Genomic DNA, 17908 nt, shown 5'->3' with positions numbered 1-17908 from the left:
ATGCGATCTGCGGAGCTTGCTCCCGTGCGGACGGAGGACCGGGCCACCGGCGCGGACACGACGCACGTCGTGACGGCGGGAGACCCCGGTGGCGAACCGCTGCTGCTCCTGCACGGGACTGGACCGGGTGCGACGGGAGCGCTGAGCTTCCGGCCGCTCCTCCCCGGCATCGCGACGTACCGGTGCATCATGCCCGACCTGGTGGGATTCGGCCACAGCAGTCATCCGGAAACCCTGCCCCCGGGTCCGGGACCGTGGTTCAGGCGGCGCGTCGACGCGGTGCTCCGGCTGCTGGACGAGCTCGAACTGGATCGGGTTCACGTGGCAGGACACTCCTACGGCGCCCGTGTGGCGCTCGAGCTGGCCGTGCACGCACCCGAGCGGCTCGGGCGGATCGTCCTGATGGGCGCGGGTGGGACACCGGTCAAGGCCAGGGTGGGGACGCTCACCGCGTTCTACGACAGCCCGAGTGAGGAGGCGATGCACGCGCTCGTGACCGCCCAGCTGTCTCGAGGCGATGTTCCCGGCATCGACGACTACGTGAGGGAGCGCTTCGCGATCGCGGTCAGGCCGGAGGTGCGGCGGTCGTTCGAGGCCGCCATGGCGCCCGGCGAGCCCGCACCGGTCTACGACGAGTCGGTGCTCGCCGGCATACCGCACCCGGTCCTGGCGGTGCACGGGAAGGACGACGGGACGATCTCGCCCGCCGCGGGGCTCTTCCTGGCCGAGCACCTTCCGCACGCGGACCTGCACCTGTTCGCGGATTGCGGGCACCTGCTCCAGTTCGAGGTGCCCGCCCGGCTCGGTGGCCTGATCCGTGAGTTCCTGGCAGCGGCGTAGGCGAAGAGGAGGCAACCATGCCACCGGTCGAGACCGTCGGTGCACCGTGCCGTGCCACGAGCCTTGAGCCTGAACCCCGCGGCCGTGACAGGAGGCCTACGTTGATCGTTCCCGACCCAGACGAGACTGGCCCGCTACGGCGGGTCTACGGCACCTTTCCCAGCGGCGTGGTAGCCGTGTGCGCGCTGCGCGACGCCGCTCCAGTCGGCATTGTCGCGAGTTCGTTCGTCGCGGTCTCGATGGACCCGCCGCTGGTGTCGGTATGCGTGCAGCACACCTCCACGACCTGGCCGCTTCTGGCCGACCGTCCCCGGCTCGGGCTGTCGGTGCTCGGGACCACGCACGACCGGGCCTGCCGGCAGATCGCGTCGAAGACGGGGGACCGGTTCGCCGGGATCGGCTACACCGCGACCGGACAGGGTGCGGTGCTCCTGCACGGAGCGGCCGCGTGGCTGGATTGTTCGATCGACACGGTCATCAGCGCGGGGGACCACGACCTGGTGCTGCTTCGCGTCGAGGCCATGCAGCCACACGAAAAGGTCGCCCCGTTGGTCTTCCACGGCAGCCGGCTGCACGCGCTGTCCGCGTTGGCGTCCTGATGTCCGCCCAGCCCGCCCCCCGTTTCGCAGATGACCGGGTCGCTCACGCCGTGGCCGCATTGCGCGCCGGACGCCCGGTTCTCGTCGGTGGCGGCACCGAGTACGACGTCGTCCTCCCCGCGGCACTCGCCGAGCCGCGGTGGACCGCATGGACGGTCCGCCACACGTCGGGGATTCTCTGCGCACCCCTTCCGGCCGAACGTGCCGGCGCACTCGGCCTGCCCCCGATGGTCCAGGACGACCAGGATCCGCGAAGTCCTCGTTATACCGTCTCGGTTGACGCGGCACACGGCATCACCACCGGTATCAGCGCGACTGACCGCGCGCGCACCGCGCGGGTGCTCGCCGATCCGGCCAGCGGCCCCGCCGACCTCATACGGCCCGGTCATCTGCTGCCGCTGAGGGTCCATGCCAACGGTGTCGTCGTACGGCCCGAGCACGCCGAGGCAGGCGTGGACCTGTGCCGCCTCGCTGGGCTTCCGCCAGTGGCGCTGACCGCCCGGCTGGTCGGCGACGGTGTGGGGACGGCCGGCGACGAGGACGCGGCCCTGCTCGCGGCTCGGCACGACCTACCTGTCCTGCACATACCGGAGCTCGTCGAGCACCGGTTGCGCTTCGGAGACGGGGAGCGAGGACGCGTCACCCGAGTCACCAACGCCCGGTTGCCGACCGTGCACGGGCAGCTCGACGCCGTCGGATACCGCGACGAGGTCACCGGGGCCGAGCACATCGCGCTGGTCGGACGTCCGCGGGCGAGTGTGCCGCTCGTGGCGGTGCACGCCGAGTGCGTCACCGGTGACATCTTCAAGACTACGATCTGTGACTGCGCTCGGCGTTTCGCTGAATCGGCAGCCATCATCGCCGATGAGGGTGGTGTGCTGGTCTACCTGCGCAGGCCGGGATCGCGGGTGCTCGACGGGCACGATTGGACGACTGCCGACGACGGCGCTGCCGGCGCGATCGTCGCCGACCTCGGGTACCGATCCGTCCGGCTGCTCACCGGGCCGACGGCGGCCCCGCAGCTTGCCCGGCCCGGCCTCACCGTCCTCGCGGTGCAGCATCGAGCCGCGAGCCTGGCCTGGTCGAACTCCGGCTGATGCGGTTCGTTTTCCGGACTGTCGACCGGAGCGCCGAGCACTACCATGTTGCCGAAGGCTGATCACCGACCATCCTTGCTGTGCCACCCGAAGCCGAGTGGGAGGTACTCGACGATGACGTCGAGGCACGCGTCCGCGGGCTACGCGCTCGCAAAACAGATCGCGAAGGGGCAACGAGCCACTTCGCGAGGCCTCCTGCGCACCGACGACCTCGATGAGGCCCGCGGCTTCCTCACCAGCGTGTACGCACCCCACCACATCACGGCGGTCGAACGAGGCCGATTCGGATTCTGCATGCGGGTGTTGAACGCCGAGCGGCTCAGGATCGGGTACAGCAACTTCAGGTCCGACGTCCGGCTGGACGTTCCGCCGCCGTCGTTCTACGTGTTCTGCTACGCGCCGTCGGGATCCGTCGACGTCGTTTCGGGCCGTCGGTCCGCATCCGTTTCCCGTACTACCGCGGCTGTTCTGTCGCCCAGCGCGCCGTGGCGGTTCGAGCGCTGGACCGACGACAGTACGTTGATGGCGATGCGGATCGACCGCGCCGATCTGGAGGACGATCTGTCCGCCATCCTCGGCAGAAGGGTTGTCGAGCCGATCGAGTTCGGCGACAAGCTGGACCTCACCAGGGGACGAGGCGCCGACTTCGCCCGTGTGCTGCGACTCCTGCAAGACGACGTCGGACAGCCGAGCCAGCTTGCCCAGCAGCATCCGGTCATGGCGTCGCACCTGGGACAACTGGTGCGGTCGGCGCTGCTCATGTCGCAACCGCACAACTACTCGGACAAGCTCGACGAAGACCGGGGCTCGCGCCTTCCCGCCGCCATACAGAGGGTCGTCGACGTGATCGAAGACGACCCCATGCGGGTCGGCAGTGCGGCCGACATCGCGAGGATCGCGTGTGTCAGCCTGCGCGCGCTCGAAAAGGCGTTCGTCCGGGAGTTCGGCATACCGCCGATGGCGTACCTTCGGCAGGTCAGGCTCGCCCGGGCACGGAATGACCTGATCAACGGGGACCCCGATGCCCTCACCGTGTCCGCGGTGGCGCTCCGCTGGGGTTTCGGCCACCTCGGCCGGTTCGGCGCCGCGTATCAGGAGCGGTACGGGGAGCCACCGTCGCACACATTGCGGCGCGGGAACCGAGGACTCGAATTTGTCGTTTCGCGACCGTCGTGGTTCGAGAACGGACCTGGATGACGACCACAAGCTGCGGCGTGTCGTAGCGAACGCTCGGGTCTGCGCATGGGTACGCAGCCCCGAGCGATCCGCGAGCCGCCTCACAAGTCCCGTACGGCGGGAAGGACCTTCTCGGCGAAGTTGCGCAGGTAACCGGCAGATTCCTCCCAGGTCATCCCGTGCCGGGTGGCCATCAGATGAAGTTCGTCAGGCCCGCCCTCTTCGTATGTGGCGCGGAGCTCCGTGATGGCTTGGCCCGGTGTCTGGAATATCCGCTCCCAGTTCGGGATGTCCTCGGGTTTGGTCGGCGGTACGTCCATCAGTAACGAGCTGTACGGGTGCACATCTCCCCGGCGGTAGTGGAAATGCTCGAATATTCCTCCACGGTGCTTCGCCCAGGCTCGCTCCGGGTCATCGGTGATGTAACAGGTCCCGAACGTGTGGATCTTCGCGTAGTTGGGCTGCCTTCCGTTGCGGACACACGCCTCCCGCCAGCCGGCCAGCCACTTCTGCCACGTCTGCCCACCGGTGAGTCCCTGGAAAAACCCGCCGAGCCCACCGACATTCAGCCCGCGCTTCGCAACCCGGTCCATCACCGCCGCGGAGAACGCCGCGACAACCCACACCGGCAACGGCTTTTGTATCGGTTTCGGGTTGATCCACACATCGTCGAGATGCCAGCGCTTGCCGTGGTAGCTGAAGGGCTCGTCAGAGCTCCAGCACCTCCGCATGATGTCAATGCCCTCGTCAAGCAGACTCGGCCGGAACTTCGGGTTCACCCCCAGCATCGGGAATTCCATGTTGAAGGTCGGCCCGACCTGGCCCAGGCCGACATCGAGGCGGCCGCCGGACAAGATGTCGATCACGGCGAGTTGCTCGGCGAGGAGGACCGGGTGATAAAACGGCACCTGGATGATGTTGGTACCGATGCGTATCCTGCTGGTGTGGTGCGCGGCCGCGGTCAGCGTCACCGGAAGTCCCGGATTGTATCCGTCCGGGTCACCGTGATGCTCACTCAGGCTGACCGCGTCGAATCCGACGTGCTCCATCTCTTGCATGTGTTCGAACGCGCCACTGTAGAACTGGGACCATGGGCGGTGCCAGTCAGGCCTAGCCGGATTGCGAAGATCATAGAGTACCCCAAATCGCATGCCTTAGCTTCCTTCCGCTTGAGCTGGAGAACTACAGCCGGACCGGTCAACGAGCTTCCTCGCAGCCACATGGTCGGACGGACGGTTCACCGATTCGACAGCGATCAGGGCACCGTCTCGATAGCAGTTGACCGAGAACGACCGTCCAGCGGGGTCACTGATCACTTCGGTGCGGTCGCTACCACTGAAGTCGCCCACGATCTGGAGCTTGAGATCAGCTTGGTCGCTCCAGAAGACCGGTGTCCGCCGGTAAGGTTGCGATTCGCCGGAGGTCAGCGTGCCGGCCACGGCGTGCGCCTGGCCGACGGCGTTTTCGACGCATTCGTGCCGGGCTCGCCGGTTCCGGTACGGGTAGGACGCACAGTCACCGATCGCGAAGATGTCCGGATCGGACGTGCGCAGGCAGCGATCGACGAGGACGCCGTCGTTCACCGCGAGCCCCGCCCGCTCGGCCAGCCCGGTGTTCGCCCGGACACCGACGCCTACTACGACGAGATCGGCCTTCACGAGGGAACCATCGTGCAGCTCGACGCCCTGAACGCGCGAGCCGTCGCCGCCGACCAGCCGTGCGACAGGCGTGTCCAGCAAGACGCGGGAGCCTGCCGACACGTGCTCACGAAGGAAGAACTCCGACATCACCGGTGTGACCGCCCTGGCCATGAGCCGGTCAGCCGCTTCGACGATCGTGACGTTCTTTCCCCGGCCTCGCGCGTGGGCGGCGAACTCGAGGCCGATGAACCCGCCACCGACGATGACCACCTCACGAGCCGTGACGAGCCGTTCTCGGAGCGCGTCGGCGTCCGCGCGGCGATGGAGCCGGAAAACGCCGTCCAGATCGTTACCGGGAAGCCGTGCCGCCTGGGGTGTTGATCCGGTGGCCAGGATCAAGTGGTCGTACCGCAGAGATTCCCCGGACGCGGGCACGACCGCCTTCGCGGTGCGATCGATCTCCTCGACCCGGTACGCGCGAAGCAGTTCTATTCCCTTGCGCTCGTAGAAATGCTCCGGCCGGAATGAGAGGCGATCCTCGCGGAGGCCGTCGAGATAGCCCTTCGACAAAGGAGGCCGCTGATACGGGAGGCAGCTCTCTGCCGTGATCAAGGCGATTGCGCCCGCATAGCCGTTCCGGCGTAGTGACGCGGCCGCGGTGAAACCCGCGTGCCCGGCGCCGACAATGACCACCTGCGCTTGAGTCATCAGTACTGCTCCTCGGGGAGGAACACGGTGATGCCGTCGAGACCGGCGGTCATCGTCAGCTGACACGAGAGTCTGCTCGACGGCTTGACCGGTGCCGCGGCGCCCTCGAGCATGGCTATCTCGGTGTCGCTCGGTGGCGCGAGCCGGCCCAGGTCCTTGTCGTCGACGTACACGTGGCAGGTCGCGCACGACATCGAGCCGCCGCACTCGGCGACGATCTCGTCGATGTCGTTGTCGAGCGCCGCTTCCATCACGCTGGTGCCCATTTCGGCATCGACGGTTTCCTGCTGGCCTGTGCGCCGGACAAAGGTGATCTTCGCCATGCGATCGACTCCGTTTCCGCGTCAACTGTCGGAATGCTCGGGTGTGAAGCGCACGGGCAGTGAGGCGATCTGCATGATGTTGCCGCCGATGAGGCCGGTGAACCGTACATCGCCGTCGATTTCGATATCCGGAAGGCGGTGGAGAAGCTGGGTTGCCGCCGTGGCCAGTTCTGCGCGGGCCAGGTGGCGTCCGATACACATGTGCGTCCCGTATCCGAATGCGAGATGTTGATTTCGGCGCCGATCCAGGTCGAACTTCTCGGGGTCGTCGAAACGCCGCGGGTCCCGGTTGGCGGCGAGGTAGTTCAGCAGCACTTTGCCGCCCGCGGGGATCGGCACACCTTCTATTTCGGTGTCCTGCAGGACCTTCCGGGCAAAATGCGGAAGCGGCGTCGTCAAGCGCAGACTCTCCTCGATCGCCTTCGGGAGCGTGCTGGGATCGGTTGTGACCGCCTCGCGAAGCCCTTCGACGGTCAGGATGTGGTGCAACAGCCCGACGATCGACGCCGCGGTCGAGTGGTGGCCACCAATGAAGAACGCGACGAGGATGCCGCCGACTTCAGCGTCGCTCAGCGTTCGTCCGCCAAAAGAACCGGTCGCCAGCTGCGTCAGGTAGTCGTCTCGCGGATCCTCCCGTCGCGACGCCAGTTCGGCGGACGTGAAATCGAAGAACTCCTCACTGGCTTGTTCTTCATTCCCAGATCCCAGTGAGTTGAGCACGCCCATCGCCAACGCGCGCATTCGCGGAGCGGAACTCGGCGACAGACCGATCAAACGCCCGATGACCAGCGCCGGAATGGCATCAGCGAAGTCCGACCAGAGGTCGGCCTTGCCTTCCCGCGCGAAACCGTCGATCTCGGTCCTGACCACATCGTCGAGCAGAGGTTGATGCTTGCGGACCTCAGCCGGGACAAGGGGAGCCTGCATGATCTTCTGCCATGCCTCATGCTCGGTACCGTCGAACTCCAGCGGCGGGATCGGCGGCAACGGGGTCGAGGGAATCAGGACTCCGTCCGCGGAGCTGAACCGGTCGGGACTTGTGGTCACCGCGCGCACTCCCTCGTAGCGCGTGACATTGAAGTAACCACCGTGCGCGGAACTATGCGTGACCGGGCACTGCTCTCGTAGCGAGGTGTACACGTCGAGCACCTCGTCGCGGCTCAAGCTTGTGTCGTGGTGATCGAAGTCGGTTTCGGGGGCGCTGGGCACGCCCGTCGTGCTGTCCATTCGACACACTCCGTTGTGTATTGACTGGGCTTCACAAGCGGACCAGGCCGCCGTCGGCCATGATGGTCTGTCCGGTGACGAAGTACGAGTCCTCACTGGTCAGAAAGAGGACGGTGCCGACGACGTCGTCGGCTTCGCCGATCTTCTTGATCGCCTGGCTCCGGGAAACCTGTGCCATCAGTTCCGTCGGAACCGCCGAGGTGACGCCGGGAGTCCGGGACAGGGTCGGGCCGACCGCGTTGACGGTGATCCCGTGATCCGCGACGTCGTTCGCCAAGCCCCGGGTGAACCCGATGATCCCCATCTTGCTGGCCATGTAGTGACTCATCTGCGGCACCGCGAGACCAATGGAATTCGACGTGATGTTGACGATCCGTCCCCAGCCGGCTTCCTTCATCAAAGGCAGTACGGCTTGCGTCATGAGGAACTGTGAGTCGAGGTTCACCGACAGCACCTTGCGCCAGGTGTCGTACGTAAGCTCTGAAATGTCGACGAACGGGAAGATCCCGGCGTTGTTGACCAGGATGTCGCAGCGGCCGTGCCGGCTGCGGACCTCCTCGCCGATCTCGGCGGTGTGATCGGGGTCGGAGACGTCTGCCCGCAGTGCGGTCACCTTGTGGCCCGACGCCTCGAGTTGCCCGACCGTCTCGCTGGGGTGGTCGAGGTCGACCGCTATGACGTGAGCACCACGCTCGGCGAGCCCCTTGGCCACGGCCCGGCCGATGCCACGGGCGGCCCCGGTGACGACAGCGACACGGTGCTGGGACTCGGTCATCGGATTCGGCTCCCTTTGTCTGAGCTGGTGGGACGTGCCGCCATGCCGTCACTCCGCCCTCGACCCGAAAATCCGCGCCGCTTACCCACGAGGACTCGTCCGAGCCGAGATGGACAGCGGCGTACGCCGTCCGCCTTGGCCGTTTTCTCTGTGTCCTGCGCGGCGGGCCGGCTGCTGCAAAGTGGGCATTCGGGGACCTCCCGGAGAATGTTGCCATGGGTGGCAAGAGCCCGTGTCCAGGAAGCACGCTAGCCGAGACGATTGATCCAACTGAGCCATTTTCCGCACCGCATCGTCCGCGAAACGACTTGCGCTGCCCGCGGATCCGAGTTTCACGTCCCGGATCATCATCCGCGCCGTGCGGTGCGGCACGCACCAGTCCGGCGTGGACGCGGGCGCGCGCAGTGGGTCGCCGACCGCGAGGCCGTCGACGAGCAATGGCGGGTGCAGCTCGGCAAAGCTGCACCCGCCTGGTTCACGTCGCGCGGAGGACCGCCAGAGCCTGGCAGTTGAGTTCGACCTGCGGAGTGCTCACGAGACCCGCACCAGACCCAAGCTGATCAGCGAACGTGATGTCAGGAATGCTCACCCGTCTCCGGCCATCGCCGGGGAGAAGTCCATGTAGACGGTGTAGTCGGCGACCTGCGTCCCGGCCAGGCTGATGACCGTCATGCACGGCAACGCCAGGTGTTTCCCGTCGGGCGCGGCCGTTTCGATGGTGAAGTGACAGAAGAGGCGGTCGCCGGTGTCGGTTATCTCCCGGATCGTGTGCCGTACCCAGGGGAGCGCGGCCACGGCGCCGGCCGTGGCCGCGGCGATGGCCGTCCGGCCCGTGATCGTCTCGCCATTGCCGAACGTGTAGGTGGCATCGTCGCGGAACCACTTGGCGAAGTCCTCGGCGTCGCCGCGATCGACGGCCGCGCACATCGAGCGCACCATCTGCGCGCGGCCGGTCACGTCGCCGCTCACTGGAGTGCCAGCCCGTAGCGGGTCATGACCTCGGCGACGAGTTTCATGTCGCGCCCCGGTGGCAGTTCACTCAGTTCTCGGTAATAGTTTTCCAGGCCGGGCGGGGAAACGACGGCGATCACCCGCGTTTGGACGTCGAACGAGTTGTAGAAGACGTGTGGGACGCCGCGTGGCATGAGCAGGGAGTCGCCCGGCGCGAGCACGTGCTCCACACCGTCGAGCTCGACCGTGACCCGCCCCTCGACACAGGTGAAGAGTTCGTCCTCCCGCGAGTGGATGTGGGTGGGCGGGCCGCCGAGGCCGGGCGGGACGACGTATTCGAAGAGCGAATAGGCGCCTTTTGTTTCCGCGCCGGTCAGCCTTGTGTAGATGCCCAGCCCGATCGCGCCGAGATTCGTTCCGTCCTCGGTCCGGAACACCCGGCTCGGGGCCGTGGATTCGGTGGTCATTTCCAATCCTTTCCGTCAACGTGATCTAGGACTTGTTCGCGGACGTCTCCGGCAAGACGGGTGCCGCCTTCGGCTGGGCCGCCCGGGCAGCGGCGATCCGGTCGAGCAGTGCCGGTGTCACCTTGCGATAGGTCGCCGGGTCAACGGGGGCGAGCCACTGGAACGCCCTGGTCAGAACGCCGATCTGAAGATCGAGATCGGTGAGCACCTCGTCGGCGTGGTGCAGCGAGAACGGGATGATCTTCGTGCCTCGGCAGTGGTGCGAACCGAGCGCGTCGTCCATGAATTCAAGCTGCCCGGTGACCTGCTCGCGCCGGGCGTCGAGGCTGGGCAGCTCGAGTATTCCCTCGACGTCCGCGGCGATCCACAATGCCGCGAGTTCCGCGTTGAGCGGGCTGAAGAACGACGAGTTGTAGCCGTTGAAATAGAGGCCAGGGACGTCCAGCGGCTGGATCTGCCGGTAAAGCGCGAAGTTTCCGCGGTCGTCGTGCAGTTTGGCCTGCACGTTCGCGTCGAGGAACGGAACGGACTGCTGGAAACCGGTCGCACAGACGATGATGTCCGCCGGGATCGCGGTTCCATCGTCGAGTTCGGCGTACCGCTGTTCGCCGTCGACGTACAGCCGGGCGATCGTCCGGTCGCGTCGCACCCGGATCGTCCCGGCCTCGACGCCTTCGAAGAATCCTTCGGTGGCCAGGCCGATCGCGCCCCGGACGATGCCTTCCATCGTTCCCCGGGGGATCAGATCGAGCTTGTCCAGACCGAACTGCTTGACCGAGACGGAGCCGATCGAGTTGATCAGCGAGCGCCGGAGCTTGTCGCCGGGACCGTGCAGGAACTTCTCGAACCCGCGCAGCGTGCGGTAGCGGAACAGCGCCTCGCCGAGGCGGGTCATCAGCAGCACCTTGAAGTTCAGAACCCCGGCGACTTTCCGCGGGATCTTCCACAGCAGCTGGCGCGCCACGATGTCGGTGCTCGCGGCGACCGACGCGATCGCCACGGTGACATCACACGCCGACTTCCCGTAGCCGACCACCACGGCGTGCCGGTCCCGCGCGTCATCGAGGTCCAGGAACTCGGTCCCAGCCATCAGCACACCGCCGGCTGCGCGGAACTCGTCGACGCCAGGAAACTTCGGCACCGCTGGCTCGCAGAACACCCCATTTGCCACGACGACACGGTCGAACCGCTCGGTTTCGGGAACGCCGTCGCCCTTGGTGGTCACGAGCCAACCCCCGGCGTCCGGGACAACGGACTCGACTTCGGTCTCCAGCCGCAGCAGGGAATCGATGCCGAAATTGCGCGCATAGGACGCGAGGTATTCCTGCACTTGGCGTCCCGTCGGCCATTCCGGGAAATCCTTCGGCATCGGGAAATCGGAGAACGCGTACTGGGCCGCCGGACTCTGCGTCGTCACTCCGGGGTAACGGCGGGTACGACTCCACACGCCGCCTACGTCGGGACATCTGTCGAAGACCACGACATCGTGTCCGGCCTGCGTCAGCACTTTAGCCGTCGTCAATCCGGAAATCCCGGCTCCGACGATCGCCACACGCATCTTCGGTCCTCCTGACTCGGCACGGTCGGTGTGCCGAGCGCCCATCGTGAGCCGCGCGGCCGGGGAAGCCAACGCGGTGTCCCATCGACCGGGACTGGCGGTTGGTGACGCCCGAGCGGCTGACGAAAATGGAACCATCATGAACTCTTCTGAACAGCCAAGAACCGCATTCATCGGTGGCGGATCGGGCGGTATCGGCGCCGCGGTGGCGCGCACCCTGCTCGAGTGTGGCCACCGCGTCGTTCTCGCCGGGCGGACGGCGTCGTCTCTCGATGCGACAGCGAAGGAGCTGGATGGCGGCGATCTCGTCGACCGGGTCGTCGTCGATCTCGCCGACCCGCTGGCGTGCGCCGCCGCCGTGACCGACATCGGCGAGCGGCACGGCAGCCTCGACGTGCTCGTCGTCAACGCGGGCGGCCCGCCTCCCGGCCGGGTCCTCGCAGTCGAGGACGAAACCTGGCGCGCGGCGTTCGACCTCCTGCTCCTGGGACCGCTGGCGCTGCTGCGTACGGCGTTACCAGGCATGGCGGCCAACGGTTTCGGTCGTGTCGTGGTGATCACCTCGACCGCGGTGCGGCAACCGCAGCCCCAGCTGGCGACCTCGACCGTGCTGCGCGCGGCAGTCACGTCCGCGGCGAAACTGGCGTCCCGTGAATACGCTGACCGGGGGGTGACGGTGAACTGTGTCGCCCCCGGTGCGACACTCACACCTCGGCGGATGGAGATCCTGAGCAGCCGGGCGGCGGCGCGGGGCGTCGACGTCACCCAGGCCGTGGCCGAGGACCAGGCCGAGATTCCCGCCGCGCGCGCCGCGGAACCATCGGAAATCGCCGCGGCCGTGGCGTTTCTCGCGTCCGAGGAAGCCGCTTATGTCAACGGAACCGTGCTCACCGTCGACGGCGGACGGACCGAGACGGTCTAGACGAGGAGCGCAGAAGGCGATGGCCACATCCGGACCCAGCTTCACCCTGACAGATTTCTTCGCGAGCTTCGGCTCCGCGATACGACCGGCCGCGCGCCGGCCGTTCGTCGTGCACGACGAAGACCTCGTCGAGCTGCCCGCGGGTTCCGTGCCGAACCCGACGACGCTCCGGGTGGCCGGCACGCTGCCCACCACGACGTTCGAACTCTTCCGCCAGGTGATTCCCGCCGACGGAAGCTCCGACATGCAACGGCACTATCACGAGACCGTCCACTTCGTGCTCGCCGGCGACGGTCACAGCGAGATCGAGGTCCCCGGCGGGCCCGAGGAGGTCGTCTTCTGGACCGCCGGGTCGTTCATCTACACGCCGCCCTGGGCCTGGCACCGCCATTACAACGACTCCGGCGCACACCCCGTCGAATTTCTCACCATCGAGAACTCACGTCTGCTCGGCCAGTTCGGTCTGATCCGCAGGCAGAGCGCCGGCCTGGTGAACATGACCGAAGCCCGCGAGAAATTTCTGGAGGACGCATGACTCCGATTCCCGAGCACATCAGCATCTGGGGCGAACTGGGCGACGTAGACCATCGCCTCCTGCACCTGGACGTGCCGCTGGGCGACGAGACCGTCCGCACCCGCGTGCTCCAAGCGGGTTCCGGACCGGAACTGGTGCTGCTTCACGGCACCGGCGGGCACCTCGAAGCTTATGCGCGCGACATCGCCGGGCTGGCGCGGGACTTCCATGTCACGGCGTACGACATGGTCGGGCACGGCTGGTCGGATCTGCCCGACCGGCCGTACACCATCGACGTCCTGTCCGGCCACCTGATCGGGCTGCTGGACGTGCTCGGCATCGAGACCGCGCACCTGTCCGGTGAGTCACTCGGCGGCTGGGTCGTGGCCTGGACCGCGGCGCACCATCCGGGGCGGGTCGACCGGCTGGTGCTCAACACGCCGGGGAACATCGCGAACAAGCCCGAGGTGATGGTCCGGATGCGGGACAGCACCATGGCCGCGGTGCTCGACCCGAGCGACGAAACCGTCCGGCGCCGGGTCGAGTTCCTCTTCCACCACAAGGAACTCGTCACCGACGAGCTGGTCAACCTTCGGCGGCGGGTCTACTCCAGGCCCGGGTTTGTGCGAGCCATCTCCAACACGCTCGTGTTGCAGGACCCCGAGATCCGCAAGGACTTCGCGTGGTCGCCCGAGTGGGTCGGCAAGGTCGTGGCGCCGACCCTGCTGCTGTGGACGGAACACGATCCCACGGGCGGGCTGGACGAGGCCGATCTGCTGCTCGGGTGGTTGCCGGACGCGCGGTTGCACGTCATCGCCGACGCTGGCCACTGGCCGCAGTGGGAGAAGGTCGACGAGTACCTCGACACCCATCGCTCGTGGTTGCTGAACGGGAAGGTACCGTCCTGATGGCCGAGATCATCGGGTTCGTCGGCATGTCGCACAGCCCGTTCGCCACGATGTTGCCGCCGAAGAGCACCGGCGAACCCGGGGGGCGCTTCCTCGCGGACGCGGACCGGGTCAGGTGCGCGGTGGACCGGCTGGCGCCGGACGCGGTCGTCGTCATCGGCCCGGACCACTTCCACGGCAACTTCTACGACGTCATGCCCCCGTTCGTGCTCGGCGTCGAAGACGTCGAGGCGTTCGGCGACTTCGACAGCCGGTCCGGCCCGCTCCCGGTCGCGGGCGCGCTGGCGTGGTCGGTGCGCGACAGCCTGGCGGAAGCGGGTTTCGATCTCTCGCTGTCGTACTCGCTGACGGTCGACCACGGTCTGGTGCAGACCTACGACATGGTGACCGCCCGCTGCCCGCTCGTCCCGCTGGTCGTGAACACCGCGGCGCCGCCGTTGCCGTCGCTCGACCGGTGCCTGGCGCTGGGCCGCGCGCTCGGCGCGGCCGTTCGCTCGTCCGCCGAGTCCGCCCGGGTCCTGCTGGTGGCGAGCGGCGGGTTGTCGCATTGGCTGCCGTCCAACGATCCGCGGGATCCGTCGGTGGCGGGCGAGCGCCGGGAGGCCCTCATCCACGGCCGGGCCGATGTGGCGGCCTTCGCCGCGGCCCGGGAGCCGAGGGTGCGGGCGATGGGCGGTGACCCGGACGCGCGGGTGAACCAGGAATGGGACCAGTGGTTCCTCGACCGGCTCGTCGCGGACGACCCGGCTGCCGTGGCGACGCTGGGTCACCGGGGCCTCGAAGAGAACGCTGGGACGGGCGGGCATGAGGTGCGGTGCTGGCTGATCGGCCACGCCGCGGCCGGCCTGCCGCTGCAGTGGACCAGTTACGAGCCGGTTCCCGAGTGGATCACGGGCATGGGCATCGGGACCACCTTCGCAGTGGATTAGGCCGGGACCGGCCGGTGGCCCCGGACCATCCGCGCGGTTAACCTGTGTCTGGTGCGCGTGACTACGGTCACGCGCACCGGCCGGGAGGCTCCCGACGACCACCTCCGACCCTGCGCCGTCCCGGTCGACGCCCTCCGTACGGATGATCGGAGACCGCATTGGTGGATGCAGCGCGCGCGCCCCGCGAACGCCTCGCGCCGTACCGCTCCGTGCGCACCCGCGACGTGCTCGAGGCGGAGTCGCGTCTGGCTCGCCTGTTCAGCCCGCACACACTGCGGCCCGACCGAGCCCCGCGCAGGTTCTGCGCTACCGCCAACTCGGTCTCGCTCGGCGACATCCGCCTCGTCTACATGTCACTGGGGACGGCGACGACGATCCGGCCGGACCCGCTGGGTTACTACGCCGCGAACATCGCGCTCGCCGGGTACGGCGAGTACCGCCAGGCGGCCGGCGCCGTCAGCACAGGCGGGCGGTGTGTCGGCGCGGTGCTCAACCCGGGGTCACCCACCGAGATGTTCGTCGACGACGGGTGCGCGCATCTGTCCGTGCTCGTGAACAGGCAAGCGCTGGAATCCCGCCGCGAGGCCGCCGGCACCCTGGACGACGGCGTCTGCCTGGCGATGCCGCTGGATCTGCGCTCACCGAAGACGCAGAGCTGGGTGGATCTCATCAGCTGGACCGTGCGGTCCGCCGAGAGCGGGGGGCTGCTGGACAACCGGCTCGCCGCGGCCCACGTCGAGGATCTCATCATCCTGGGCTTGCTCGACGCGCAGCGGGTCAAGGCCGAGGGCGAGGAGCGAACCGATCGCAAGCTCCCGGCGCGCATCGCCCGCGTCGTCGATCTCGTGCACGCCGATCCCGGGCAGCCGTTGACGCTGTCGCAGCTGGCGGCGGTGGCCGGGGTCAGCGTCCGGTCCCTGCAGGCGGGCTTCCGGCGTCACCTCGGGACGAGCCCGAGCCAGTACCTCCGGTTCGTCCGGCTCGACCGGGCCAGGGCCGATCTGCAGCGTGCCGGCGACGCGCCGACCACCGTCACCGACGTCGCGCTTCGCTGGGGGTTCACGCACGTGCCCCGGTTCGCCGCGCTGTACCGGGACAGGTTCGGTGAGTTGCCGTCGCAGACGCTGCGGAGGCGTTGAGCTTCGCGGATCGGATCGGCTGCGCGAGATGGATCGCCCGGTTCCTCCGGCTGGCTTATCGTGCCCACGTCGCAATGGCGCGAACAGATACGGAGCGGCACACAATGACAAGCCAGATCGTCGGCGACGGCTCCGACGGGATTCTCGAGCGGGCTGCCGCGATTCTCCAGGCATTCGACGACGAGCACCGGCGGTTGACGTTGATGTCCCTGGCGAGCCGCAGCGGGCTACCCCGCTCTACGACACACCGGGTGGCGGGACGCATGGTGGCGCTGGGCTGGCTCAGCCGGGACGACGGCCGGTACCACCTGGGCAACGACTTCGTGCGGCTGTCCGGCCTGACCCAGCTCAGGCGGGAACTGCGCGAGACCGTCCAGCCGTTCATGCAGGATCTCTACGAGAGCAGCCACCTGACCGTGCAGCTTGGCGTGCTCGACCTGCCGAACGTGCTGGTGGTCGACACGGTGACCGGCCACCTGGAGCTGCCGATGCTGTCCAAAGCCGGTGGCTCGATCCCCGCGCACTGTTCCAGCCTCGGCCGGGCGATACTCGCGGCCGGCCCGCCCTCCGTCGTCGACCAGGTCATCAGTCACGGCCTCGAACAGCGTACAAAGCGCACGATCACCGTGCCGTCCGCGCTCCGGCACGAACTCGAGGTGACGGCCCGGCGGGGGTGGAGCGTCGACGACGAGGAAGGCAACGTGGGCGTCAGCTGCGTCGGCGCCGCACTACGCACCCCGCTCGGGCACGTCGTCGGCGCGCTGTCGGTCACGGGGCCGGCCGCGGTGGTGCGCACGGACCGGTTCGGACCGGTCGTGCGGGCCACCGCGGCCGCCGCGTCCCGCAAGCTCGCCCGGTTACCGCAGCGTGCCGGGTGACGATCAGTCCCAGAGCACGTCGAGCCGCTGCGGCCCGCGGAACAGCCATCCCCACACCGGGACTTCGTGGGCGGGGTCGAGGCGGATGGAAGGGAAGGCAGTGAACAGTTCCTCGAGCGCGATCCGAGCGACCTGGGGCGCGTAGGCGCTGCCCGAACAGAGGTGGCGCCCCGTCCCGAACGCCAGGTGCGGGTGCGTCGCGCGGTCGAGATCGAAGACGTCGGGACGATCGAACACGGCCTCGTCGCGGTTGGCCGAGCCGTAGGAAAGCCACACCGTCTGTCCCGGCCGCATCGTCGCCTCGCCCATCGTGATCTCACGCAGCGGCAGCCTGCTGGAGGCGCTGAAGACCGGGGACATCCACCGGAGTCCCTCGGTCAGCGCGCGCGGGAGCAGAGTGGCGTCCTCGGTTACCCGCTTCAACTGCTCGGGCCTGGTGGTGAGGCCGAGGAACGTCGCTGCGCACTGGTGCCCGGGCTCCTGCAAGCCGCCCAGGATGATCACCTTGAGCGAGGGGAGCAGTTGCTCCAGCGTCCGCGGGTCGCCGTGCGGACGGCCGTGATGCAGGTAGTGCGACAGCGCCGAGCCGTCGGGTTCGGCCGACAGCTTCGCCACGAGCGGCTCGAGCACCTCGCGGATCTCCGCACCGGCCTCGTCCGCCGGGGCGAAACCTCCGGGGTTGGTGAAGCGGCCTTCGGCGTCCATCGCCGTGTTCGCGATTCCCCGCGCGAGCGCGTGGAACCAGCGGCGAAGCGTGTCGGAGTCGACATCGGTCAGCCCGATGACGTCGCCGACGCACCGGACGCTGATCGGCTCGAAGTAGTCGGCCATCAACTCGGCCTTGCCCTGGCCGCGGATCGCTTCGAGGTACCGGCGCACGGTCGGCCGAACCTGCTCTTCGAGCAGGGGGCGGAACGCTCGCGGTTTGAGCGGCGGGTCGACGGCCGCCCGCAGGTCCTGGTGGGTCTCGCCCTCGGCGCCGAGGATGTGGTCGGTGCCGAGGACTCGCTCGTGCATCGGGCTGGTGCCGCCACGAAAGTTCGTCGCGTCGTCGGCGATCGTGCGGCACGCTTCCCAGGTCGAGGCGACCCAGGCGTGCGCGGCCGGAATCCACGCCACCGGTGCCTCGCGGCGCAGCCGCTCGAAGATCGGGTACGGGTCGTTCTCCAACTGCTCGACCGTGACGGTGGCCAGCCATTCCTGGGTGTCACCGGCCGTTGTGTGCTTCGTCGTCATGGCGTCTCCTTCGTTGTGTTC

Annotated in this window: 19 protein-coding genes; 10 read left to right on the top strand and 9 right to left on the bottom strand. The window is 67.9% G+C overall.

Annotation, left to right across the window (positions count from 1 at the left end):
* Positions 1 to 24 precede the first annotated feature (24 nt).
* The 4 genes from AMYTH_RS0114960 (at position 25) to AMYTH_RS0114945 (ending at position 3733) form a co-directional block, all read left to right on the top strand.
* Complete coding sequence (locus tag AMYTH_RS0114960; RefSeq protein WP_027931005.1) at positions 25 to 840, top strand: alpha/beta fold hydrolase; 816 nt, start codon at positions 25 to 27, stop codon at positions 838 to 840.
* Positions 841 to 941: 101 nt separating this feature from the next.
* Positions 942 to 1439 (top strand): flavin reductase family protein, encoded by a 498-nt coding sequence (locus AMYTH_RS44890; protein ID WP_084022594.1) that lies wholly within the window; start codon positions 942 to 944, stop codon positions 1437 to 1439.
* Between the two features lie 50 nt (positions 1440 to 1489).
* A complete protein-coding gene (locus AMYTH_RS44885; RefSeq protein WP_267283893.1) occupies positions 1490 to 2536 on the top strand; it encodes a 3,4-dihydroxy-2-butanone-4-phosphate synthase in 1047 nt (348 codons plus the stop codon).
* Positions 2537 to 2650: 114 nt separating this feature from the next.
* Positions 2651 to 3733 carry an AraC family transcriptional regulator gene (locus tag AMYTH_RS0114945; RefSeq protein WP_027931004.1) on the top strand — a complete coding sequence of 361 codons (1083 nt, stop codon included), beginning with the start codon at positions 2651 to 2653 and terminating at the stop codon, positions 3731 to 3733.
* An 80-nt stretch (positions 3734 to 3813) separates the two neighbouring features.
* On the opposite strand, the gene AMYTH_RS0114940 is transcribed toward AMYTH_RS0114945, so the two are convergent.
* The 8 genes from AMYTH_RS0114940 to AMYTH_RS44875 all read right to left on the bottom strand — a co-directional run bounded on the left by AMYTH_RS0114940 (position 3814) and on the right by AMYTH_RS44875 (position 11361).
* Positions 3814 to 4863, bottom strand: coding sequence for an LLM class flavin-dependent oxidoreductase (locus AMYTH_RS0114940; protein ID WP_084022593.1), 1050 nt, complete (start codon positions 4861 to 4863; stop codon positions 3814 to 3816).
* 3 nt (positions 4864 to 4866) lie between these two features.
* The gene (locus AMYTH_RS44880; RefSeq protein WP_037322547.1) at positions 4867 to 6060 is read right to left on the bottom strand and encodes an NAD(P)/FAD-dependent oxidoreductase; all 1194 of its coding nucleotides are present in this window, start codon (positions 6058 to 6060) and stop codon (positions 4867 to 4869) included.
* Complete coding sequence (locus tag AMYTH_RS0114930) at positions 6060 to 6383, bottom strand: 2Fe-2S iron-sulfur cluster-binding protein (protein ID WP_027931002.1); 324 nt, start codon at positions 6381 to 6383, stop codon at positions 6060 to 6062. Before AMYTH_RS0114930 ends, AMYTH_RS44880 begins: the two co-directional genes overlap by 1 nt.
* 21 nt (positions 6384 to 6404) lie before the next feature.
* Positions 6405 to 7610 carry a cytochrome P450 gene (locus AMYTH_RS0114925; RefSeq protein ID WP_228684774.1) on the bottom strand — a complete coding sequence of 402 codons (1206 nt, stop codon included), beginning with the start codon at positions 7608 to 7610 and terminating at the stop codon, positions 6405 to 6407.
* Between the two features lie 31 nt (positions 7611 to 7641).
* Positions 7642 to 8385, bottom strand: a complete 744-nt coding sequence (locus AMYTH_RS0114920; protein ID WP_027931000.1) for an SDR family NAD(P)-dependent oxidoreductase — start codon at positions 8383 to 8385, stop codon at positions 7642 to 7644.
* Positions 8386 to 8970: 585 nt separating this feature from the next.
* Positions 8971 to 9354 carry a nuclear transport factor 2 family protein gene (locus AMYTH_RS0114915; RefSeq protein WP_027930999.1) on the bottom strand — a complete coding sequence of 128 codons (384 nt, stop codon included), beginning with the start codon at positions 9352 to 9354 and terminating at the stop codon, positions 8971 to 8973.
* A complete protein-coding gene (locus tag AMYTH_RS0114910; protein ID WP_051362681.1) occupies positions 9351 to 9803 on the bottom strand; it encodes a cupin domain-containing protein in 453 nt (150 codons plus the stop codon). Before AMYTH_RS0114910 ends, AMYTH_RS0114915 begins: the two co-directional genes overlap by 4 nt.
* A gap of 25 nt (positions 9804 to 9828) precedes the next feature.
* Complete coding sequence (locus AMYTH_RS44875) at positions 9829 to 11361, bottom strand: flavin-containing monooxygenase (protein ID WP_037322546.1); 1533 nt, start codon at positions 11359 to 11361, stop codon at positions 9829 to 9831.
* A 46-nt stretch (positions 11362 to 11407) separates the two neighbouring features.
* Between AMYTH_RS44875 and AMYTH_RS0114900 the strand changes: the two genes are divergently transcribed.
* The 6 genes from AMYTH_RS0114900 (at position 11408) to AMYTH_RS0114875 (ending at position 16651) form a co-directional block, all read left to right on the top strand.
* The gene (locus AMYTH_RS0114900) at positions 11408 to 12283 is read left to right on the top strand and encodes an SDR family oxidoreductase (RefSeq protein WP_228684772.1); all 876 of its coding nucleotides are present in this window, start codon (positions 11408 to 11410) and stop codon (positions 12281 to 12283) included.
* Positions 12284 to 12392: 109 nt separating this feature from the next.
* Positions 12393 to 12818, top strand: coding sequence for a cupin domain-containing protein (locus AMYTH_RS0114895; RefSeq protein ID WP_228684769.1), 426 nt, complete (start codon positions 12393 to 12395; stop codon positions 12816 to 12818).
* Positions 12815 to 13705: an alpha/beta fold hydrolase gene (locus tag AMYTH_RS0114890; protein ID WP_027930995.1), complete on the top strand. Its 891-nt coding sequence runs from the start codon at positions 12815 to 12817 to the stop codon at positions 13703 to 13705. The genes AMYTH_RS0114895 and AMYTH_RS0114890 overlap by 4 nt, the downstream gene beginning before the upstream one ends.
* The gene (locus AMYTH_RS0114885) at positions 13705 to 14634 is read left to right on the top strand and encodes a DODA-type extradiol aromatic ring-opening family dioxygenase (protein WP_027930994.1); all 930 of its coding nucleotides are present in this window, start codon (positions 13705 to 13707) and stop codon (positions 14632 to 14634) included. The genes AMYTH_RS0114890 and AMYTH_RS0114885 overlap by 1 nt, the downstream gene beginning before the upstream one ends.
* Before the next feature lie 161 nt (positions 14635 to 14795).
* Complete coding sequence (locus tag AMYTH_RS44870) at positions 14796 to 15773, top strand: AraC family transcriptional regulator (RefSeq protein ID WP_051362680.1); 978 nt, start codon at positions 14796 to 14798, stop codon at positions 15771 to 15773.
* A gap of 104 nt (positions 15774 to 15877) precedes the next feature.
* Positions 15878 to 16651 (top strand): IclR family transcriptional regulator, encoded by a 774-nt coding sequence (locus AMYTH_RS0114875; protein WP_027930993.1) that lies wholly within the window; start codon positions 15878 to 15880, stop codon positions 16649 to 16651.
* Between the two features lie 3 nt (positions 16652 to 16654).
* Here the strand turns inward: AMYTH_RS0114875 and AMYTH_RS0114870 are convergent, their stop codons facing one another.
* On the bottom strand, positions 16655 to 17887 hold the full coding sequence (locus AMYTH_RS0114870; RefSeq protein WP_037322545.1) for a cytochrome P450: 1233 nt from the start codon (positions 17885 to 17887) through the stop codon (positions 16655 to 16657).
* Positions 17888 to 17908: the final 21 nt, after the last annotated feature.

The sequence above is a fragment of the Amycolatopsis thermoflava N1165 genome (assembly GCF_000473265.1).
In the GTDB taxonomy this organism is placed as follows: Bacteria; Actinomycetota; Actinomycetes; order Mycobacteriales; family Pseudonocardiaceae; genus Amycolatopsis_E; species Amycolatopsis_E thermoflava.
The sequence above is the reverse complement of the archived record's forward strand: the minus strand, read 5'-3'. Positions and strand labels throughout refer to the sequence as shown.

Excerpts from the sequence above, each read along its gene's own strand:
- AMYTH_RS0114945 (WP_027931004.1), top strand. The coding sequence starts at position 2,651 with ATGACGTCGAGGCACGCGTCCGCGGGCTACGCGCTCGCAAAACAGATC.
- AMYTH_RS0114940 (WP_084022593.1), bottom strand. The coding sequence starts at position 4,863 with ATGCGATTTGGGGTACTCTATGATCTTCGCAATCCGGCTAGGCCTGAC.
- AMYTH_RS44880 (WP_037322547.1), bottom strand. The coding sequence starts at position 6,060 with ATGACTCAAGCGCAGGTGGTCATTGTCGGCGCCGGGCACGCGGGTTTC.
- AMYTH_RS0114930 (WP_027931002.1), bottom strand. The coding sequence starts at position 6,383 with ATGGCGAAGATCACCTTTGTCCGGCGCACAGGCCAGCAGGAAACCGTC.
- AMYTH_RS0114925 (WP_228684774.1), bottom strand. The coding sequence starts at position 7,610 with ATGGACAGCACGACGGGCGTGCCCAGCGCCCCCGAAACCGACTTCGAT.
- AMYTH_RS0114920 (WP_027931000.1), bottom strand. The coding sequence starts at position 8,385 with ATGACCGAGTCCCAGCACCGTGTCGCTGTCGTCACCGGGGCCGCCCGT.
- AMYTH_RS0114910 (WP_051362681.1), bottom strand. The coding sequence starts at position 9,803 with ATGACCACCGAATCCACGGCCCCGAGCCGGGTGTTCCGGACCGAGGAC.
- AMYTH_RS44875 (WP_037322546.1), bottom strand. The coding sequence starts at position 11,361 with ATGCGTGTGGCGATCGTCGGAGCCGGGATTTCCGGATTGACGACGGCT.
- AMYTH_RS0114890 (WP_027930995.1), top strand. The coding sequence starts at position 12,815 with ATGACTCCGATTCCCGAGCACATCAGCATCTGGGGCGAACTGGGCGAC.
- AMYTH_RS0114885 (WP_027930994.1), top strand. The coding sequence starts at position 13,705 with ATGGCCGAGATCATCGGGTTCGTCGGCATGTCGCACAGCCCGTTCGCC.
- AMYTH_RS0114875 (WP_027930993.1), top strand. The coding sequence starts at position 15,878 with ATGACAAGCCAGATCGTCGGCGACGGCTCCGACGGGATTCTCGAGCGG.
- AMYTH_RS0114870 (WP_037322545.1), bottom strand. The coding sequence starts at position 17,887 with ATGACGACGAAGCACACAACGGCCGGTGACACCCAGGAATGGCTGGCC.